The organism is Brevundimonas viscosa (genome assembly GCF_900116065.1).
GTDB lineage: Bacteria > Pseudomonadota > Alphaproteobacteria > Caulobacterales > Caulobacteraceae > Brevundimonas > Brevundimonas viscosa.
Window position 1 is genome coordinate 35,895 of sequence record NZ_FOZV01000007.1, and the last position, 20,449, is coordinate 56,343.

Below are 20,449 nucleotides of genomic sequence, written 5' to 3' on the forward strand. Positions count from 1 at the left end.
ACCGTTGCGGCAACTCCCAGTTGCCATCATCGGCGAGGTGTCCGAGCCTCGCCCGTCTTTCCAGACGGGTGAGTGCGATGCCGACAACAGTGGTCAAGCCGATCCATTTCGAAGACTTCGGCGGCGTGGATTTCGAGCGCCTGGTCTTCGCCTACCTGCTGCGGGCGGGCTGGGTCGATGTCGCCTGGCACGGCCAGACAGGGAGTGACTTGGGCCGCGACATCATCGGGACGCAGGTCTTCGATGATGAACCTAATCGCCGAACCGTCGTGCAGTGCGTCAATCGCAGCAGCCTCACCAAGACCAAGGCCGAACGGGACATGCGGCGGCCCGCCGATGCCCCGACCGGAAAGCCCGACGCCATACGCTTCATCTGTCGCGCCAACATCTCGTCGGAGCGACGGGACCACGTCAGAATCTTTGGCCGGTCGCTCGGCGTAACGCACGCCGACGCCTGGTCGGGCGGCGAGTTCGAGGAGCATCTGCGCCATGACGCCGAGTTCCTGTTGCGGCGGTTCGTGGAAGGCGTGGCGTTCCCCGACGGCGCTGAGGATTTACGCCGGTTCATTGGCGATTTCCCGGACCTGACTGACGATGACGCACTGCAGCTGATGGCGGCGGTGTTCGATCGTCCCGTCTTCCGCACGCCCTTCCAGGGTGAAAGCCAGTTGCCGGCCTTCCAACAGGCGATCAGCGACACCATCGAAGCGCTCAACACCGGCGTGTGGCGAACGCGGGAAGGGCTTGAGGTGCGGCGCATCCCGTCACGCCATCACATCCGGTCGGCCGCCGTCCGGGCAACGTTGGCGACCGTCGTCGAGAAGCTCGACCTCACGCGCGAGCTGTTCAGGGCCCGGCTGGCCGACGGTGGCGTGCGGCATTGCGACTGCGGCCAGGAGGACTGCCCCGTATTCATGGTAACTGAGGCGGCGGCAGCTGAACTCGACACGGCGAGAAGGGACGCGCTGCGGACCTTCGGCTCGGTGACCCACGGGTTCGATGTCGAAATCCGGGAAGGCCGCTGGTGAGTGCGCCCTCGCTCTATGCTCGGATGCGCGAGCACGGGACGCTGACGGAGACGCCCAAGGACATCCCCGACGCGGTTTTCGCGCTGCCGTCGACTCTCAACTGGATGAAGGCCCTGGCGATCCTGACTACGGAACTTGGGGTGGATTTCCAGAACGCGCGGACCTTCTACCAGCGCGTCCAGCGACGCGACCTGGCCGAGCCGCAACTTAACTCGGTCTTCGAGCAACTCCTTTTCTCTCTCAATCAGCTCGCGGCCCTGCGTGCCCTGACGGCGGTCCCGAACAAGGCCGATGTCGCCCGGGTCGGCATCGTGACCTGGTACTATGGCGTCTACGGCGCGGCCTCGGCGATGATCGCGGCCGCAGACGGGTCCTTTCCGGAGACTCACGCGATGACGGCCCTGCAGTGGGACCGGCAGTTCGCCAACCCCAAGCTGGCGATGCCGCCCTTCGCCGATCGACTGAGCAGTGTGAAGAAGACCGACGCCGACGCAGAACTGGCGGCGCCCCGATCGCGCGGACAGTATTCGTTGACCACCACGCCAACAACGCTCGAACAGGCTTGGGGGTGTAGTGCGGAGTACCTGTCCGGCACCGCGGCCTGGGAACGATGGAACCAGGAGCAGCGGGTCCGGAGTTCCCCGGCCTTCAAAGCCTTGGAGGTCGAGGACTTTCGCACCAAGGCCGCCCGGGAACTGCGCGACGCCGCCTTCGTCCGAAAGAGCATCTGCTTCCTCCACGAGGCGTCCCGCTATCGCGGCAAGGCCAACTATCGGGACGCCATCTATCTCGCCTACGGCAGGTCTGTCTCGACCCTGGTCGATGGCTTCATCGACGATCTGGCGATCGTGCTGTCCCGCTTCTCCGCCATGGCCGCGGGCTACAGTTCGGTGCGGATGGGCAGGGACCGCTGGACCGAGTTCATGACGGACCTGGAAGCCCGGCGGGCTATTTCACTCTCCCCATTGGAGGTGTGGTCGTAGATGCGCGAAGGCGCAGTGGGCCAGCAGGGCTGATAGCAAGCCTAGACTCACTGTAGTGTCAGCCGTGCTACAAGCGAGGCCGGGGACCCCGGAAATCGACCTTGCGACCGAAGTAAACAGCTATGAATGTGCTGCTGATAGGGTCTCCGGCGTTGTCAATAGGTCGCGAAAGATGTCCGGATCACCGACTTTTTATTTCATCCGTTTTCACTAGTCTTTTCAATGGCGTTAGATTTTTCCGGTCTTCTGATCGGCCTGAGCCAGGCTGTCGACAAGAAAATCCCGATAAAACAAATAGTTATTTAATTTCAAGTGATCGAGTGGGAGTGAGGGGCGGCGGGCATGCGGGAGCGCCCTCCGGCGAGGGGCTTTCGTTGATGACGTCGGGCAGGCGCCGGAGCCTAAATCCAGTGGGTCTGCTCCTGACGGCCTTCTGACCTTCGCCGTGTCCGGTTGCGGATTCCTGTAATCGGCCGATAAGGGCAACATGGTCTGGCCGCAGACAATGGAGGCTCTTCGCCTCTTGCTCGCGGTGTTTTCCGTGGTACTCGCAGAAGGCGAGTGGGGGCTTAGGTGACGGACCAGAGCAGCGCCGACATCGGCACGGTCGTCGGTCAGGCGGATTCCGGCCTCGCCTGTCTGGCCATGCTGCTGGCGTTCCACCAGATGCCTGCTGCTCCCGAACAGCTGAGGCATTCGCTCGGCCACGGCGAGCCGGCTGACGAGGCTGACCTCGTCGGGCTGGCCAGACGTCTGGGGGCTCGCGCCAAGTCGGCGTCTGTTGATGTCGAGCGGCTTCTCGATCTCCCGCTGCCGGCCATCTGACGGGACGCGTCCGGGAACTTCTTCCTGATCGCAGCGGTGCGGGACGACGAAGTCCTGATCCAGCGGCCGGGCGAGCCGGCGCAGCGGCTGCCTCTCGGGCGGCTGGCGGAAGGGTGGTCCGGCCGGCGCTTGCGGCCAGACCGCTGATGAAGCGGAAGCCCGTCGCCGCGCCTGGGCCGCAGCTCATCAGCCGCGGCCGTAGGGTCCTGCTTCGCGATTTTGACTGCGGGGCTGCCAATCTGGATGTCGTGTTTTTGGCGCTCAGGGAATGACCGCTCCTGGCGCGGAGCAGTACTGCTTCGCGCCGCCAAGGAATGGCCCCGGTTAGCTGACCGCGAGTTCGACCAGCTGAGCTGCTATCGCGGTCCACGCGGCCAAACTCATGGCACAAATAGCTATGGCCCATTTTGTCAGCCATTCGATTTTGTCGCCGATGCGCACCAGGTCATCTTTGGTCGCGAGGACACCTGTGACCGAGCGCCCTGCGTTAGACGGAGCGTGAATGTTTGACTCAGTTTCAATCACGCTGCGCCTCGCTATCATTTCGAGTTGCGGAAAGCCGGGCCTTCCAGCCGCCCTGGACGGTGACCCAACCGCGACCAGAACTGCCTGCGCATGATGCGTCCCTGAAGTCGCCCCAGACAAGCGAGAAGTATGGCGGTAGAGTTCGGCTTCCAGCGTGCCTAGGAATGGCGTCTTTCCGCCTTGCCGGCAACGCTGGAAGCGGTGCCTAGCGGAGCTCCCCATCACGCGGGAACGTCCACGGTCCCAGATATACTATGGTGACCAGTGCGAGCTCCCGCACCCAACATTTCAGCGGCCCCGCGAGCGATCGTGGGGCCGTTGTCGTTTTCCGGACCGGAGCAGTCGGCAGGCGAGGCTCCGTTCACGCCGTCTCGATCAGCTTTCCGTACCGGAACCCGGACATCGACGGCGGCCTCGAGCCCCGGGCGCTCCCCGCTAATCCGCCGTCCAGCCCCCGTCCACCAACACCGAGCTCCCGGTCATCAGGCTGGACGCGTCGCTGGCCAGCAACAGCAAGGGGCCGGAAAGCTCCTCCATTCGGCCCAGCCGGCCGAACTTGATCCGGCCGAGCACGAACTCGCGCGTGCCAGGCGTGTCGAGGATCGGTCGGGTCAGGGCGGTGTCGATGAAGGTGGGGCAGAGGGTGTTCACCCGGATGCCCGCCGGGGCGAGATCGATCGCCATGCAGCGGGTCAGGCCTTCCAGCGCCCACTTGGACGCGCTGTAGAGCGAGCGGCCCGCCCCTCCGGCGTGGCCCATCTGCGACGAGACATTGATGATCGAGCCCGGCTTGCCGGCGGCCAGCAGACCGCGCGCCACCGCCTGGGCCACGAACAGGGCCGCCTTCAGGTTGAGGTCAAGCACCGCATGAAAGTCGGCCTCCGTGACCTCGACGATCGACCGGATGCGGTTGGCGCCGGCATTGTTGAGCAGGATGTCGAACGGGCCCCGGGCGGCGATCTCCTCGCCCACCCGCGCCGTGTCGGTGACGTCGAGCACGAAGCCGTCGGCCTGGAGGCCGGCGTCACGCAGTTCGCGCACCCGCGCCTCGATTTCGTCGCCGCTGCGGGCGCACAGGGTCACCTGGGCCCCGGCCTGGGCGAGGACGGCCGCGCCGGCGGCGCCGATGCCGCGCCCGGCTCCGGTGACGAGCGCCCGCTTCCCGTCGAGCCGGAACGACGGCGGAGGCGACAGGCTCATGGGCGATCCTCCCCAGGCCTGGCCCCATACGCCTGCGCCTGGGCGCGGACGAGATCGACGAGGCTGCCCATGGCGTGGTCCATGTCGATCAGGTGCAGGCCCCAGGAGTAATCAGGACCCGTGGCCCGCACGATGTGGCCGGCAAGATCATCGGCGCGGGGGTCGGCCGGATCGGCGTTCACGCGCAGCTCCAGATAATCGAATTCGCCCCGGCGGACGCATTCGGTGGTCAGGAGCCCCGGGGTGGTCACGAAGTCGGTGGCGATGTCGCGGGGCGGCTTCAGCCACTCCGGCTGTTCGGTCCCGCCCGAGCCGTTGAGGAAGCCCCGGGTCAGGAAATAGGAGCGGGGGCGTCCCGGTCCGCCGGCGAGTCTGGCCGGATTGAGGCAGGCGATCCTCAGACCCTCGCGAGCGCGGCCGAAGCGGGCGTCGGCCGGCGGGGGCACGCGGTCGCGGTAGGTGGCGTAGCTGACGACGCAGCCGGTCTGCCCGGCCGAACGGCAGAGTGGAAGCGACCGGAAGGAGCCTCCGACATCGGCGCCCGCGGGAACCGTGACAGGGGCGCCGATGATCAGGGCGGAGACGAGCCGCGTCTGGGCCGGCTGGCCGTCGATCTCCTCGGCGATCAGCCGGGTCAGCATGGCTCCGCCCTGACTGTGGCCGATGAGAACCACGCCGCGGCCGCGGTTCTCATGGGCCAGGTACCAGCGCCACGCGGCGCGAACGTCGGCATAGCCCCCGACGCCGGGGGGCGGCGGTTCGCCCTGCGGCGCGGGGCCTCCCGCCGGCGCGCGCAGACGTCGAAGCGTGCCCTGGCGGTAGAGCGGCGCGAAAAGCCGGCACACCTCGCCGAAACGGGCGAACTGCAGCCGCACGGCGCTGTACTCGGCTTCGTCGGGCTGCAGGTCGGACTGCCACGTCGGGTCGTTCGAGACGGTGGGATAGACGTAGAAGCAGTCGATGGCTGGGTCAGCGGCGGGGCGGTGGCGCTCGATCGACAGCGCCCCGTCCGGGGCGATCACCGTGGCATCGAGGTCGACGTCGCAGGCGTCTCCCGGCAGGTCGGGGCGGCACAGCCAGACTCGGCCGTCGGCGTAGTCCGGTCCGGCTTCCGGCGAGGTCGCGTGCGCGACCGACGTCGCGGCTACGCTGAGCGCCAGGGCGGCGATGACAGCGGGGAAGGAAGGAGCGAGCAGGGCGGGCCTCGAGAAAGAAGGGGGCGGGCGGCCGGAGCCGCCCGCCCGAGGTTCAGGAGACAGGGGTCAGAAGGACTTGCGGATGCCGATCTCGAAGGTCCGCCCCAGCGGGTTGGCCGTCCACGGGTCGTAGCCGAACTCCTCCTGCGCCGGCGGCGGATCGCGATCGAACAGGTTGGCGACGGTGGCGGTCAGGACCGTGTCGGCGCCCAGTTCGAGGCGGTAGGTCACGTCGGTGGTGATCCAGTCCTCGCCTGTTTCGCCGTACTGCACACCGGGCCGCTCATCCTCGACGGCGGAGACATAGTTGACGCCGACCCGGACGCGGTGGCGGTCCAGGCTGTAGTTGAGGCCGAGGTTGGCCCGCCACTCCGGCGCCGCCTGCCCGAAGGTGGCGAAGTTCAGATAGCCCAGACGATCGTCGCCGGTGGAGACGGTGACGCCGTCCAGCTCCGTCGGCCCGGTCTTCAGCTCGGTGACCCGGGTCGCCGTCAGCTCGGCCGAGAAGTCCCCGCGGCCCAAGGGCATGGCGTAGCTGGTCTGCAGATCGAACCCCTTGGTTGTCTGGCCCGGACCATTGCCGAACAGGGTGGTGACCATGGAGAAGCTACCGATTCCGCTCATTCCCACGGCGCAGCCGCTGTTGAAGGTGATGCGGTTGAGCAGCGGCTGGGCGGCGGGATCGCAGGTGGTGATGGTCCCGCCGGGGCCGTTGAACACCAGGCTGGCGATCTGGTTGGGGTCGGCGATCTGGCCGATCTGGTCTTCGGTTTCGATGTCGAAATAGTCGAGGATGAAGCGGAAGCGATGGTCGTCCCGGAAGCCGCGGCTGTCCCAGATCAGGCCGAGGTTGGAGGTGCGGGCGGTTTCGGGCTCAAGGTTGTCGTCAGTGATGAACTGCGCCGCCAGCCAGTTTCCGGCCGCGACCGTGTAGGTGCGCGCCGCGATGGTGATCTGGCCCGGCAGCACGCCCACCGGGGGCGACTGGTAGTTGGTGCCGTAGGAGCCGCGCAGCGACAGCGGGCCCCACACGTTCCAGCGGCCGGCGATCTTGTAGACGGTGGCGCCGAGGCCGCCGGAGAACTCCTCGCGTCGCGCCGCGAGCTGGATGTCGAGGTTGTCGAGCACCGGGATCTGCAGCTCGCCGAAGATGGAGTATTGCTCGCGGTCGGCGCTGTCAGGCGGATTGGTGGCGAACAGCACGAACGGGCCCGGGGCGTTGGGCGTGCAGCCGCGGAAGTTCGGATCCGTCGTGGGCAGCGGGATCGCCGGCAGGTTCGGCGAGCCGGGGCCGTTGGCGCTGGTGAAGTTCGACGGCCACTCGCAGGGGAGTGCGCCGTTGAACAGCGGGCTCGGGACCACCTCGCGCGTCTCGAAGTGCCGCCACTGGCCGCCAAAGGCCCAGCCGAGGTCGCCGCCGGGAAGCCCCACGGACGCCGTCCCGTCGAACACCAGGTCGACCGTCACGTCGTGCGACAGGGTTTCCGTGGCGCGCGGGTCGAACAGCCAGTCCGCGACCTCCTCCGAATTCTCCTCCGCCGGGATATGGTTCGGGTTCGCCAGGCCGAGCATCGGCTGCTCCGCGAAGGCGGTGGAGAAGGGGTTCCACCAGTGGCAGTCGCCGACCCCGGCCAAGGCCGGGTTTTGCGTGCCGAAGCGCGCCGGATCAAGGTCCTGGACGTTGCAGTTCGGACCGCCGAAGCCGTTCAGCGCCTGCTGCAGCCGGTAACCGATGGTGTCGGGGTGGGTGTTGTAGTTGCGGGCGTAGTTGTAGGTGACGGCGAAGTCGAAGCCGACGTCGCGGGCCGGCCCGGCCCAGTCGCCAAGGCGGCCGTTCAATCCTGCCGACGCCCGGAAGATCTGGTTCTCGATCCGGTCGGAGACCCCTTGTCCGTCTCCGTTCGAGTAGAAGGGATTCCCCCCGTGTCCCATCAGACGATAGGTGATCGGGGTGAACCCCGAGGCCCCGGCGATTCCGTTGCGAGCGGCGAACGAGGCCGCGTAAGGGTTCGTGATCGGGACGTAGAGCTGGTAGAGCGCGCCAGTCGCAAGGGCGGGTCCGTTGACCAGCGGCTGCGCGGGAGAGCCCATCACCTGTGGCAAGGTGATGTCGGCATAAGACGCCTCGGCATGGAAATCGATGTCCGGAGTGACCTCGGCGTTCATCTGAGCGTAGACGCGCCAGGTGTCCTGGTCCTCCACCAACCGGTAGTACGGGATGTAGTTGTAGGCGCAGGTGAAGGCGTTGTCGTAACGCCCGCCTACCGCCGCACAGCTGTCGGGCGTGAAGTCCGACACCAGACCAAGCGCCGGCCCCCACTCCCCCGCGTCGGTTGCGCTCGGAACAGCCGGCAGCGGCCCGCGCGGCACCCACCCGGCCAGATTGGTCAGCGTCGACCAGGGCGCGGGGTTGTAGCCGGGGCCCACCTCGATTGAGTCGTAGGTGAAGTCCCGCTCAAGCGTGCTCAGACGGGAGCGGTGCTCGTACTCGAGCGACCAGAGGAAGTTGACCCGGTCTTCGCCAAACCCTCCCAGCAGGCCCAGCGAATAGTCGCCGTCCGACCCGTCAATGTACTTGTACTGGGCCTGGGCCTCGAGGCCGTTGAAGCGGGATCGGGTGATGAAGTTGACCACGCCGCCGGTGGCGTCGGCGCCGTAAATCACGGCCGCGCCGTCCTTGAGCAACTCCGTCCTCGCCAGGGCGATGAAAGGGACATTTCCCGTGTTGATGTTCATCCGCCGGCCATTGAGAAGGACCAGGGTCTTGTCCGCGCCGAGCCCGCGCAGATTGAAGTTGACCGACCCGACGAGCGTGGGGCCGCCGAAGTAGTAGGATTCGCCGGTGGTCGGGCCCGACACGGTCAGGTTCTTGGCGAACTCCAGCGCGGTCGGCGACCCCTGCGCCTCCATGTCTTCCCGGGTGTAGACCTCGACCGGCAGGGCGGCGTCCTCGGGAGTCCCGCGGATGTTCGAGCCGGTGACGACGATGTCGTCCAGCCGGGCCTGCGACTCATCCTGGGCCTCCTCCGGCCCGGGTGAAGGCGTCTGCTGCGCCGCAGCCGGCGAAGCTGCGCCCAGACAGGCGGCGGCGAAAATCACGACTCCAGACGCGCTGGAGAGCGCAAGCTTCCTCATGGCATCCTCCCGACGATGAGCTTCATACTCATTCATTCTAGAGTGAGGATTGCCCATTCATCCGGGTTCGTCAAACGCAATTACATCGGCTTGCCGTCGTGACACTGGAAAGCGCGGCGACCACGGTTTAGGCCTGCGCGAGACATGGTCGCGACGGCGGGAGATCGACAGTTGGCAGGGGTTGAGGAGGACCAGGCGACGCCGAAGCCGGACCAGGCCAAGCGCACTTCGCGCACAAGGGGCAAGGCGCGTCCCCGCACGAAGGCGGAGCAGCGGGCCCAGAGCCTCGAGCAGATCCTCGACGCCGCCGAATACCTGTTCTCCAAGCGCGGTCTGGACGGCGTCACCCTTCGTGACGTGGCCCAGCGCGTCGGCATCCACACCACGCTGCTGCACTACTACTTCAAGGACAAAACCAATCTGTTCGAGGCCGTCTTCGCCCGGCGCGCGGGTGTGACAAGCGGTCGGCGGATGGTGGCGCTGGAGCAGTACGAGGCCGAAGCCGGCGACAACCCCACCGTGGAAGGCGCGCTGCACGCCTTCCTCGACACCGACCTGGACCTTTACTACCAGGGTGGCGAGCCGTGGATGAACTACGCCGCCTTCTGCGCCCGAGTCAGCAACACGCCTGAGGGCGCGGCCCTGATGGACCAGCACTTCGACCCGGTGGTGCTGAAGCTGCTGCAGATCCTCAAGCGCGCCCTGCCCGACTATTCGGAAGAGGACATCTTCTGGGGCTACCACTTCGTCTCGGGCGCGCTGATGAACACCCTCGGACGCACCGGCCGCATCGACCGGCTGTCGGGCGGCGTCTGCCACTCGGACGACTTCCCCGCCATCAAGAAGCGCATGGCGCGCTTCATGGCGGCGGGGTTCATGGCCCTGAAGCGCTGACCCTCAGCGCGCGTCCGGCCGGTCGCAGGCGAGGTTCGGCCCCGGCAGCACCGGCGAGGCCGTGCCGACGTTCCAGTTCCACGCCATGTCGCCGCTGACCCGGCGGCGGCAAACCGCGCGCTCGTGCAGGATGAACATGCCCGGCATGAGCCCCGCCTCCGGACGCGGCGTTTCGGCGAAGCGCATATAGGCGCGCCCCTCGCGGAAGGCCGGCCATTCCGGGCCGCGAGGACTGGCCGGGCGACCGTCGCGGGCGAACGTGGACCAGTAGTCGAGCATGGTCCGCGACAGGCCCAGCTCGGCCGCCGTGTCGGGCACGCGCGGCCACAGGGGCGGGGTGCGGTCCGGCGTGCCGAACACGTAGGGCAGTTCGCTGGCGTGAAAGGCGTGCAGGCCGGCGTCGTCCGCCGCCGGATAGCCGTGATCCCACAGATAGACCCAGGCCGGCTGGCCCAGGGCCATCTGGCTGCGCGCCAGTCGCTCGGTGGTCCACCCGTAGAGGGCGTCGCGGGCGGCGGCCAAGCTGCTCGCGTCCAGATCCGAGGCCGGATACAGGCGCAGGAACTCGTCGGCGAGATCATTGTAGCGCTCGCGGATCAGCCGTTCGTATTCGGCCGCGTCGGCGGGCTTCGGCGGCGCCAGCACGCGGAGTGAGCGGATCTCGCCGCTGTTGAAGCCGGCCAGGATCGGCGCCGGCGCCTGTTCGCCACGCTCGAAAACCGCGGGCAGCTGGTCGGTCAGATAGACGCCGTCGACCACGCCCGACGGCCCGAAGCCGGCGCCCGCCGCGCCGTCGGTCAGCGCCTGGGCGTCGAGCGAGCGCAGGGCGGCCAGATCGGCGGCGCCGAGGGCGGCGGCGACCGCTTGCCCCGCCGCCTCGGCTGCGGGCATGCCGTGCGCCGGACGGCGCAGCTCGGGCATGGAGATCATGTAGGCGCTCTGCGCCACCGCCTTGTGAAACAGGCCGCGCGCATCGGGGGAGGCCATCAGATACATGACGCTGAGCGCCCCGGCCGATTCCCCGGCGATGGTGACGTTGTCCGCGTCGCCGCCGAAGGCCACGATATTGTCGCGTACCCAGCGCAGGGCGGCGATCTGGTCCTGCAGGCCGTAGTTGCCCGAGACGCCCCGGTCCGACTCCGCGCTCAGCGCCGGATGGGCCAGATAGCCCAAGGCGCCGAGCCGATAGTTGATCGAGACCACGATCACGCCCCGCTCGGCCAGCCGGCGTCCGTCGTACATCGGTTCGCGGCTGGAGCCGCCGGTCAGGGCGCCGCCGTGGATCCATACGAAAACCGGCGCCGCCCGGGCCCCGGTGGGGCTCCAGATGTTCAGCGTCAGACAGTCCTCGCTCGTGGCGCCGAGGTCGTTCGAATAGAGATGACGCACGCGCGGCGTCGGCTGGATGCAGGCCGGACCGAAGTCGAAGGCGTCGCGCAGGCCGTCCCACGGCTCGACCGGCCGCGGGGCGCGCCAGCGGTTCTCGCCGGTCGGCGGGGCTGCGTAGGGGATGCCCTTGAAGGCCGTCACCTCGCCCACCTGTACGCCCTGCACGGCGCCGGCCGGAGGGCGCGCCACGGGCCCGTCCGCCGTCGCTCCGGCGCTGAGCAGCAGCGACCCGAGCATCGCCGCCGCGCCGACCCACACGCGTCTCATCCGGCGCTCCTTTCCTCGCGTCCCAGCACCCGCGCCAGCCAAAGGAACAGGCCGATGGCCAGCACATAGAAGGGGGTGATGGTGTACAGCGCGATCTGCAGCGAGTTTTCCGGGAAGTCCGCGCGGAAGTAGTCGCTGGCCGCGCCCACATAGGTCGGGCCCAGGCCCAGGCCGATGAAGTTCATGATCAGCAGCAGCAGGGCGCCCGACATGACCCGCTGGTTCGGCTTCACCTCTTCCTGCACCAGCGCCACCGAGGACGACAGGTAGAAATAGTTCAGGAAGGTCGGGAACAGCAGGAAGACGAGCGCCAGCTGCCAGCCCGGGGCCCATACGAACAGCAGGTAGAAGGGAATGGCCAGCGCAAGGGATGCCGCCGGGATCAGGGCGTAGGCCTTCTTGCTGATGCGGGTGAAGCGGTCGATCGCCCAGCCCGAGACGAAAATGCCGCCCCCCATGCCGAACAGCACCACCAGTGCGTACCAGAGGGCCACGTCCTCCAGCGTCATGCCCTTCTCGCGCATCAGGAACAGGGTGGCGAAATTGCCGAGGCCGTAGGTGATGAACTGGGTGGCTCCGCTGCCCAGGGACGCAAGCATCAGCGCCGGCCGGCTGACGAACATCTTCAGCGTCTCAAGGAAACGGGCCTTTTCGGGAGCCGCGATCACGGCGCCGGAGGCGTCCAGGCCGCCGCGTCTCGGCTCCTTGACGATGAACAGCAGGGCGACGGCGGCCACGATGCCGATCACGCCGATGATGACGAAGGCGTCGCGCCAGCTGAAGGCCGCCGCCACCGAGGCCCCGAAGGCGATGCCCAGCGCCGCCCCGACGGGTGGTCCAAGGTTGTATATGCCCAGCGCCATGCCGCGCCGCCCGGTCGGAAAATAGTCGGATATGATGGCATAGGACGGCGGCACCCCGCCCGCCTCGCCGAAGCCGACGGTCATCCGCGCCACAGCGAACTCGCCGAAGTTCCGCGCCAGGCCGCAGGCGGCGGTCGCCGCGCTCCAGATGGCGCAAGCCGCCGAGAGGATGGCGATGCGGTTGGTCCGGTCGGCCAGCCAGCCGACCGGGATGGCGATGAAGCAATAGAAGAAGGCGAAGTACAGCCCGCCGACCAGCCCCAGCTGGCCGTCGGTGACGTTGAGTCCGTCCTGGATCGGCTTGGCCAGGATCGACAGCAGCTGCCGGTCGAGGAAGTTCAGGACGTAGATGAACCACAGCATCCCGAGCGCCGTCCAGGCGCGAGGACCGACGGGACGAGATTGCACAGGGGCGGCGGGGGCGGCGGGGAGGGGAGCGTCGGTCACGCGACCGGCCTCCGGAGCGCCGGTCGCGCTCCCTTGGAAATCACCACATCGTCCTCCCGGTTGTTGTTGGTTTATGGCGTGGTTCCGGCACGAGATCAGCAAGTCGCCCTGCCGTCAATCTTCACTCTCACGCGCGTGAGCATTCACGCGCGTTCGAGCACGGCGGCGATGCCCTGTCCGCCGCCGATGCACATCGTCACCAGGGCGTAGCGGCCGCCGCTGCGGCGCAGTTCGTGCACTGCCTTCACCGTGTTGATCGCGCCCGTGGCGCCGACGGGGTGGCCGATCGAGATGCCGCTGCCGTTGGGGTTCACGCGGGCGGGATCGAAATCCAGCGCCCGCGCCACGGCGCAGGCCTGGGCGGCGAAAGCTTCGTTGGACTCGATCACGTCGAGGTCGGCGACGGCCAGACCGGCCCGCTCCAGGGCCTGCCGCGTGGCCGGCACGGGACCCATGCCCATGTGGGCCGGATCCACGCCGGCATGGCCCCAGCTGACGATGCGAGCCAGCGGCGTCAGCCCTGCGCGCGTCGCCGCCGTCCCCGTGGCCAGAACGAGGGCGGCGGCGCCGTCGTTGATGCCCGAGGCGTTGCCGGCGGTGACCGTGCCGCCGTCGCGACGAAACACCGGCTTCAGGCTGTCGAAATCTTCGCGGCGCGCATCGTGGCGGATGTGCTCGTCGCGATCGAAGGCGACGGTCCGCCCCCTGGTGCGCACCTCGACGGGGACGATCTGGTCGACGAAGCGGCCGCCGCGACAGGCGGCGGCGGCGCGGCGGTGGCTCTCGAAGGCGACGTCGTCCTGGGCCGCGCGATCGACGCCGTGCGCCTCGGCCACGTTCTCGGCGGTCATACCCATGTGGTAGCAGTTGAACGGATCAGTCAGGGCGCCGGTCAGGGCGTCGACCATGGCGGCGTCGCCCATCTTCAGCCCGAAGCGGGCGCCGGGGACCAGGTACGGCGCCCGGCTCATCACCTCGGCGCCGCCGGCGACCGCGACCTCCGCCTCGCCCAGCTTCAGCATCTGCGCGGCAGTGACCACCGCCTGCAGGCCCGACCCGCACAGTCGGTTGACGTTCATGGCCGGCGTCTCGACGCGACAGCCGGCCGTGACGGCGGCCCACCGCGACAGGTAGCAGTCGCGCGGCTCGGTCTGGATCACCTGGCCGAACACCACATGGCCGACGGCCTCCGCCTCCAGCCCCGAGCGGGCGATGGCCTCCCGGGTCACCGTCGCCGCCAGATCGGCCGGCGGCGAGTCCTTCAGCGAACCGCCGAAGGTCCCGACCGCGGTTCGGACGCCGGAAACGATGAAGATGTCGGTCACGAGAGCTCCTCGAAAGGCCCGGCGTCGGTCAGGGCCTGATAGGTGAAGACGCGGGCCTTGCGACGGAATTCGTCGCTGACGGGATCGGCCACTCGCTGGATCATGCCGACGAAGACGATGTCGTGTTCGGGGTCGATCCAGAACCAGGTGCCGCCGCCGCCGCCCCAGGCGAGGGTTCCCCGACCCTCCAGAGACCCCATTCGCGCGGGGTCATGCATGACTGAAAAGCCGAGGCCGAAGCCGAAGGCGGGGTTGAACGGCAGCAGCCGCAGCGGATGCGAACGGGCCAGAACCGGCTCGGGGATCATGTTGCTCGCCATCAGCCGTACGGTCGCCGGCGCCAGGATGCGGACGCCGTCCAGCGCGCCGCCGTCGAGGATCATCTGGCAGAAGCGGGCGTAGTCGACCGCCGTCGAGATCAGCCCGCCGCCGCCGCCCTCGATCGGCGGTGGCCGCGACAGGTCGTGCACCGGCACGCCGAAGGTATCGGTCGCCGGCCGAAGTCCGCCGGCGCCGTCGTCGGCGTAAAGGACGCAGGCGCGCGGCAGGTCCTCGGCCCGGACCTGAAAGCCGGTGTCCCGCATCCCCAGCGGCTCGAAGATGCGCTCGTGCAGAAAGTCGCCGAAGCGCTGGCCGCTGATCCGTTCCACCACCAGACCCAGCAGGTCGGTCGCGACCGAGTAGAACCACTCCTCGCCGGGCCGGAACATCAGCGGGATGGCCGCGGCGCGGCGGGCCAGTTCATCGAGGCTGCTGGCGGTCAGGACACCGTCCGCCTTGTAGGCCCGCTCCACCGGATGATGGTCGAACAGGCCGTAGCCGAGCCCTGCTGTGTGGCTCATCAGCTCGCGCATGGTCGGCGGACGCGCAGTGTCTTCCAGGCGCATGTCGCCGCCGGCGTTGAAGTCGACGCAGACCTTCAGGTCCGAGAACTCGGGCAGGTAGCGGGTGATCGGATCATCGAGGGTCCAGCGTCCCTCCTCGAACAGGATCATGGCGGCGACGCTGGTGACCGGCTTGGTCATCGAATAGATTCGGAACAGGGCGTCGCGCGGCAGCGGCTCCGGATCGCCCAGCCGGCGGCCGCCGAAGGTGTCGAAGCGGACGATCCGTCCGCGCCGCATCAGCAGGGTGGAGCCGCCGGCGATCCGGCCCTGCTCCACCATCCCGGCCATATGGTCGCGCAGGCGCTGCAGGCGTCCGGAATCGAATCCCCCTTCCTCCGGCCGGTCGTATGCGGGGAGGCGCGTCATCGGTTCAGCCGCCGTAGGTTGCGCGGAGGGCGGCCTTGTCGATCTTGCCGGTCGCGGCCAGCGGCATGGTCTCGACCGGGATGATCTCGTCGGGCATCCACCAGTCGGCGACGCGGCCCTTCAGCCTGTCGCGCAATTGCGTCGCGTCCACGGCCTGCCCCTGGGCCGGCTCGACCACCATGACCGGCCGCTCGCCCCACCTGGGATGGCTGCGTCCGATGACGGCGACAAGGCCGACGCCGGGCTCGGCCCCGACGATCTCCTCGATCTCCACCGGATTGATCCATTCGCCGCCTGACTTGATCAGGTCCTTGGTGCGGCCGGCGAGGTGCAGGGCGCCGTCGTCGTCGATGAGCGCCAGGTCGCCGGTATCGAACCAGCCGTCGGAGTCCACGGCCGGCTCGGAGGCGCCGAAGTACTGGCGCGTGACGCTGTGGCCGCGGACCCGCAGGCGGCCGACGCGGTTGCGCTGCTCTGGCAACACCTCGCCGGTCTCGTCCACGAGGCGCAGGTCCAGCCCCAGCGGCGGCCGGCCGGCCCCGATGGCGGCGCCCGGCTGATCCGTCGGCGGCGAGACGACGCCGAGCGGCGACAGCTCGGTCATGCCCCAGCTGGTCTGAACCGTGACGCCGAGCCGGGTCTCCATGCGGCGGATCAGGCTGTCGGGACAGCTGGAGCCGCCGATCATCACCCGCCGCAGGCTCGGGGTGTCCTCCCCCGTGGCGTCGAGATGGTCGAGCAGGCCGAGCCACACCGTCGGCACCCCGACCGCGAGGGTCACCTTATGGGCGTTGATCAGCCGGGCCAGGTTGCGGCCGTCCAGGTCGCGGCCTGGCAGCACCATGTCGGCGCCCACGGCCGGAGCGGCGAACGGCAGCCCCCAGGCGTTGGCGTGGAACATCGGCACCGCCACCAGCACCGAGTCCTTCGCCGTCAGGGCCATGGCGTCGGCCTGCAGGCTGCGGACCGTGTGCAGGTAGTTGGAGCGGTGGGTGTAGGCCACGCCCTTGGGGGCGCCCGTGGTGCCGGAGGTGAAGCACAGGCCGGCAAGGGCGGTCTCGTCGAACTGGCCCCAAACGGCCGGCCGGCCGTGAGCCGCGAGGAAGTCCTCGTAGCCGAGCGCTGCGCCATCCGCCGGCTGGTCGTCGAGCAGCACAAGGGCCTCGAGACAGGGGCAGGCGGCCATCAGCGCGCGACCGAGGTCGGCCAGGCCCGCGCCCACTGCCAGCCAGCGGTCGCCTGCCTCGAGGACCATGGCCGTCAGGTGCTGGAGGGTCAGGCGGGGATTGAGCGTATGGCACACCAACCCCGCCCCCATGGCCCCGTACCAGATCTCGAGATGGTGCTGCGTGTTCCAGGCCAGGGTGGCGACCCGGTCCCCCTGGCGCAGTCCCTGGTCGAGCAGCGCGCCCGACAGGCGGTTGGCCCGCTCGCGCAGCTCCGCATAGGTCGTCCGCCGGTCGTCCTTGCTCTCCGCCGTGACGACCCGCGCGGTCGGCCGCCAGCGCGCGCCGTGTTCCAGAAAGCGGTCCACGGTCAAGGCGTAGTCCTGCATGGGCCGGAAGTCTGAGGTGGTCATCCTGAGATACGATCAATCCCGTGCGGGAAATCCGGGGCGACGAAGGCCGCCGCTCCAGGCGGTTACGACTAGAAGAGGCGGGTGAGGATCAGTCCGTACTGACGCGGTGGGCCGGCGTAGCGCAGGCCGGCGTTGATCGCCGCGATGTAGGTCTGGTCGGTCAGGTTGGTGGAGAAGGCCGACAGCCGCCAGTCGTCCCGGGCGTAAGTCACCAGCGCGTTGACGATGTTGCGCGCCTCCAGCCGGTCGCCCAGCGCCTCGTTGGCGAAGATCGAGGTCCACGCCTCGCCGATGTGAGCGTAGTCGACCCGCGGCGTCAGGGTCGCCCCGCCGCCGAGATCGAAGGTGCGCTGCACCCCGATGTTGAAGGTGAACTCCGGCGCGTAGCTCTGGCTGTTGCCGGCCAGGTTGGAGCAGTTGGGGCTGGCCGGGCCGGTCTCGGCGTCGCACAGAGCGGTGCGGCCCACGCGCGGGTCGGCGGCGTAGAAGTCGCCCAGTTCGGAACTGGACAGCGAGGCCGCGACGTCCATGGCCCAGGGGCCGAACACCGCCTGGGCGGAGGCCTCGAGACCCATCAGGATCGTATCGCCGCCGACGTTCATGATCGAGGCGATCTGCGGGTACTCGGGATCGCCGATGTTGACCTGGAAGTCCTGGTACACCGTGTAATAGGCGCCCAGTTGGGTACGCAGCCGCCCGCCGAGCAGCGTCGACTTCCAGCCCAGCTCGTAGTCGACGAGGTCCTCCGGCCCGAACGACCGGGGCGGACGGTACAGGTTCGGCGCGTTCAGACCGCCCATCTTGTGGCCGGTAGCGACGAAGCCGTAGACGAAGTTGTCGTCGTCCAGCTTCCAGTTCAGCGTCAGCTTGCCGGTGACCTTCTCGTCCTCGACAGACTCGTCCTGCAGCAGGACGATGCCGAACTGCGGATAGGTGGTGTAGACCTCGTCGTTGGTCGAGGTGGAGTGGGCGTAGCGTGCGCCCAGCTGGACCTGCAGCCGGTCGCTGATATCGTAGCTGACCTGCCCGAAGACTGCGGCTGTCTCCTTGGGCGTATCCCCGAACAGCGAGATGTCCAGCACCCCTTCCGGGAAGCCGATGAGGTACTCGCCGTAGGGGAAGCTCGCCACCGGAAAGCGGGCGTCATCGTGCTGGTAGTACAGCCCGACCAGCCAGCCCAGGCGCTGGTTTTCCGGCGACAGCAGGTTGAATTCCTGCGACCAGATGGTCTCCTCGAACCGGTCGGCGAAGGTGTTGTTCAGCAGGCTGGCGCCGTCCAGGTCGGTCGAGAACAGGCTGACGCCGTCCTGGTAGCCGGTGATCGAGCGCAGCGTCACGCCGTTGTCGAAGGCATAGCTGACGTTCAGCGACGACCGCACGAAAGTGTCATGGGCCCGGTTCGGACCGTTGCTGGTGATCTCGAACGGATCGTTCGTCGCCAGGGCCGGGTCGGACGGATAGCCGCCGAGGTCGATGTCGTTAAGGTCCGTCTTCCACAACACGCGCAGCGCGTCGGTTGGCGTCCACAGGACGCTGGCCCGCAGGCTGGTGGAATCCACCTCGCCCGGATTTCCCGTGTAGGGGCCGGTGATGTCGTGGAAGCTGCCGCGGGTCTCGTGATTGAAGGCGAAGCGGGCCGCAAGCGTATCGCCGAGCGGCAGGTTCACCGCGCCCTGGGCCTTGAACTGGTCGTAGTTGCCGAGCTGGCCGGCTAGGTAGCCGTTGACGCCCGAGAAGTCGGGATTGCGCGAGTTCAGGAAGACGGCGCCGCCGGTGGCGTTGGCTCCGGCGAAGGTTCCCTGCGGACCGCGCAGAACCTCGAGGCTGCCGATGTCGTAGTAGGGTTCGGTCTGGAAATAGCCCGGAAAAGCCGCCACGCCGTCCCGGTAGGTGATCACGCCCACCCCGATGGCCGTTGTGGCTTCCGACTTGCCAATGCCGCGGACGTTGAAGAAGTTGCCCTGGCCGAAGTTCTGCACCGTCGTCGACGGGGCCGCGAACTGCAGCTGGTCCAGCGAGGTGACGCCCTTGTTCTGCAGGTCTTCGCCGGTCAGCACCGTGGCGGCGACGGCGGTTGTCTGCAGGCTGGTCGAGCGCCGCTCGGCGGTCACGACCACCTCGCCGAGGACCGCGGTCTCGTTCTGATCCGGTTCCGCGATGGAGCCCGGCGCTTCCTGGGCCGAAGCCGCCTGCGCCCACAGCAGCGCCGCGGCGGACGCGGCCCAATAGAGCCTGCGGCTCATGAATCCCTCCCTCGTGAGTGCGCGGCGTTCTCGGTGACGCCGTCTGCCCCCCTTGCTTCCACCTCGGACGGCTGCCTGTCAATGCTAACTAAGTGCTGAATGAACATTGACGCGACGACGGCCGGGCGGCAGGTTCGCCGCGCTGCAGCATGGGAGGGTGGCGTCAATGGCGATCGATCTGCGCGGACGGGTGGCCGTGGTCACGGGCGCCGGCGGCGGCTTGGGCCGGAGCCACGCGCTCGCACTGGCGCGTTACGGGGCGAGGGTGGTCGTCAACGACCTCGGCGAGAGCGCCGCGCGCGCGGTGACGGAAGAGATCGTCCAGGCCGGCGGCGAGGCGCAGACGTGCGCCTGCAGCGTCACCGACCGCGAGGCGGTGGCCGCGATGATCGAGGACGCGGCGGGCCGTTGGGGCTCCCTCGACATCCTCGTCAACAACGCCGGCATCCTGCGCGACCGCACCTTCGCCAACCTCGAGATCGAGGACTTCGAGGCGGTGTTCGCGGTTCATCTTATGGGCTCGGTCATCGCCACGAAGGCGGCCTGGCCGCACATGCGCCGGCAGGGTTATGGTCGGGTGATCTTCACCACCTCCTCCTCCGGCCTGTACGGCAACTTCGGCCAGTCGAACTACGCCGCGGCCAAGATGGGGCTGGTCGGCCTGATGCAGACCCTCGCGCTTGAAGGCCGCAAGTACGGCATCCACGTCAACTGCCTCGCTCCGAGCGCGGCCACGCAGATGACCGAGAAACTCTACTCGCCGGAGGATCTGCGCGGTCTGTCCACCGATCTGGTCAGCCCGGGGGTCGTGGCCCTGGCGGACGAAAGCGCGCCGACGCGAACGATCCTGCTCGCCGGCGCCGGAGCCTTCGAGCAGGCCCACATCACCATGACCCAGGGCGTCTACTTCGGCGACCGCACCGACGCCGCCGAGCAGATCGCCGCCCAGTGGAGCCGGATCGGCAACCGGAGCGGGGAACAGGTGCCCGAATCGGGCTCGGCCCAGTACCACCACGAGGTCAGGCATTCCGATCGGGTCGCCTGAAGCCGGGCGGACCGGCCCGCTGGCTCCGACGGCTTCAGGAAAACGTCGGGTTTCTCGCCACGTCCCAATTCCGGTCATTCCACATGGGTCAGTGCGGGCTCCCGCTCCCGCGCCGAAAGCCTGAAAGCCCCGCCTGGCTTCGTCAGCGAGGCTTTGTGCTTTTCCCGCGTCGGCGCCCCCTGGCCCCTTACCGAGAGTTCACGAGACCGCCCCAATTCGGCCCGCATTCGCTACAAACGTAGCGCTACGAAT

At 68.3% G+C, this 20,449-nt stretch carries 14 protein-coding genes; 5 read left to right on the plus strand and 9 right to left on the minus strand.

Annotation, left to right across the window (positions count from 1 at the left end; all coding sequences use genetic code 11):
- Positions 1-77 precede the first annotated feature (77 nt).
- The 3 genes from BM333_RS12640 (at position 78) to BM333_RS12650 (ending at position 2,836) form a co-directional block, all read left to right on the plus strand.
- Positions 78-1,028 (plus strand): hypothetical protein, encoded by a 951-nt coding sequence (locus BM333_RS12640; RefSeq protein WP_092312247.1) that lies wholly within the window; start codon positions 78-80, stop codon positions 1,026-1,028.
- Positions 1,029-1,051: 23 nt separating this feature from the next.
- Positions 1,052-2,011, plus strand: a complete 960-nt coding sequence (locus tag BM333_RS12645; protein ID WP_218151464.1) for a hypothetical protein — start codon at positions 1,052-1,054, stop codon at positions 2,009-2,011.
- Between the two features lie 573 nt (positions 2,012-2,584).
- Positions 2,585-2,836, plus strand: a complete 252-nt coding sequence (locus BM333_RS12650; RefSeq protein WP_092312250.1) for a cysteine peptidase family C39 domain-containing protein — start codon at positions 2,585-2,587, stop codon at positions 2,834-2,836.
- Between the two features lie 960 nt (positions 2,837-3,796).
- Here BM333_RS12650 and BM333_RS12655 read toward each other — a convergent pair.
- From BM333_RS12655 to BM333_RS12665, 3 genes are all read right to left on the minus strand, one after another.
- Positions 3,797-4,561, minus strand: coding sequence for an SDR family NAD(P)-dependent oxidoreductase (locus BM333_RS12655; RefSeq protein ID WP_092312253.1), 765 nt, complete (start codon positions 4,559-4,561; stop codon positions 3,797-3,799).
- A complete protein-coding gene (locus BM333_RS12660; RefSeq protein WP_218151465.1) occupies positions 4,558-5,583 on the minus strand; it encodes a DUF3089 domain-containing protein in 1,026 nt (341 codons plus the stop codon). The genes BM333_RS12655 and BM333_RS12660 overlap by 4 nt, the downstream gene beginning before the upstream one ends.
- A 240-nt stretch (positions 5,584-5,823) precedes the next feature.
- The gene (locus BM333_RS12665) at positions 5,824-8,892 is read right to left on the minus strand and encodes a TonB-dependent receptor domain-containing protein (protein ID WP_092312259.1); all 3,069 of its coding nucleotides are present in this window, start codon (positions 8,890-8,892) and stop codon (positions 5,824-5,826) included.
- Between the two features lie 171 nt (positions 8,893-9,063).
- Here BM333_RS12665 and BM333_RS12670 point away from each other — a divergent pair, with 171 nt between their 5' ends.
- Positions 9,064-9,786, plus strand: a complete 723-nt coding sequence (locus BM333_RS12670) for a TetR/AcrR family transcriptional regulator (RefSeq protein WP_092312261.1) — start codon at positions 9,064-9,066, stop codon at positions 9,784-9,786.
- 3 nt (positions 9,787-9,789) lie between these two features.
- Here the strand turns inward: BM333_RS12670 and BM333_RS12675 are convergent, their stop codons facing one another.
- From BM333_RS12675 to BM333_RS12700, 6 genes are all read right to left on the minus strand, one after another.
- Positions 9,790-11,442 carry a carboxylesterase/lipase family protein gene (locus BM333_RS12675; RefSeq protein WP_092312264.1) on the minus strand — a complete coding sequence of 551 codons (1,653 nt, stop codon included), beginning with the start codon at positions 11,440-11,442 and terminating at the stop codon, positions 9,790-9,792.
- Positions 11,439-12,752, minus strand: coding sequence for a spinster family MFS transporter (locus BM333_RS12680; protein ID WP_425425132.1), 1,314 nt, complete (start codon positions 12,750-12,752; stop codon positions 11,439-11,441). Before BM333_RS12680 ends, BM333_RS12675 begins: the two co-directional genes overlap by 4 nt.
- 143 nt (positions 12,753-12,895) lie before the next feature.
- The gene (bktB, locus tag BM333_RS12685; protein ID WP_092312269.1) at positions 12,896-14,077 is read right to left on the minus strand and encodes a beta-ketothiolase BktB; all 1,182 of its coding nucleotides are present in this window, start codon (positions 14,075-14,077) and stop codon (positions 12,896-12,898) included.
- Positions 14,074-15,330 (minus strand): serine hydrolase domain-containing protein, encoded by a 1,257-nt coding sequence (locus BM333_RS12690; protein WP_092312272.1) that lies wholly within the window; start codon positions 15,328-15,330, stop codon positions 14,074-14,076. Before BM333_RS12690 ends, bktB begins: the two co-directional genes overlap by 4 nt.
- A 4-nt stretch (positions 15,331-15,334) precedes the next feature.
- Positions 15,335-16,909: a long-chain-fatty-acid--CoA ligase gene (locus BM333_RS12695; RefSeq protein WP_245777269.1), complete on the minus strand. Its 1,575-nt coding sequence runs from the start codon at positions 16,907-16,909 to the stop codon at positions 15,335-15,337.
- 68 nt (positions 16,910-16,977) lie between these two features.
- Positions 16,978-19,152: a TonB-dependent receptor gene (locus BM333_RS12700; RefSeq protein ID WP_092312275.1), complete on the minus strand. Its 2,175-nt coding sequence runs from the start codon at positions 19,150-19,152 to the stop codon at positions 16,978-16,980.
- A 166-nt stretch (positions 19,153-19,318) separates the two neighbouring features.
- Between BM333_RS12700 and BM333_RS12705 the strand changes: the two genes are divergently transcribed.
- On the plus strand, positions 19,319-20,197 hold the full coding sequence (locus tag BM333_RS12705) for an SDR family NAD(P)-dependent oxidoreductase (protein ID WP_092312278.1): 879 nt from the start codon (positions 19,319-19,321) through the stop codon (positions 20,195-20,197).
- Positions 20,198-20,449: the final 252 nt, after the last annotated feature.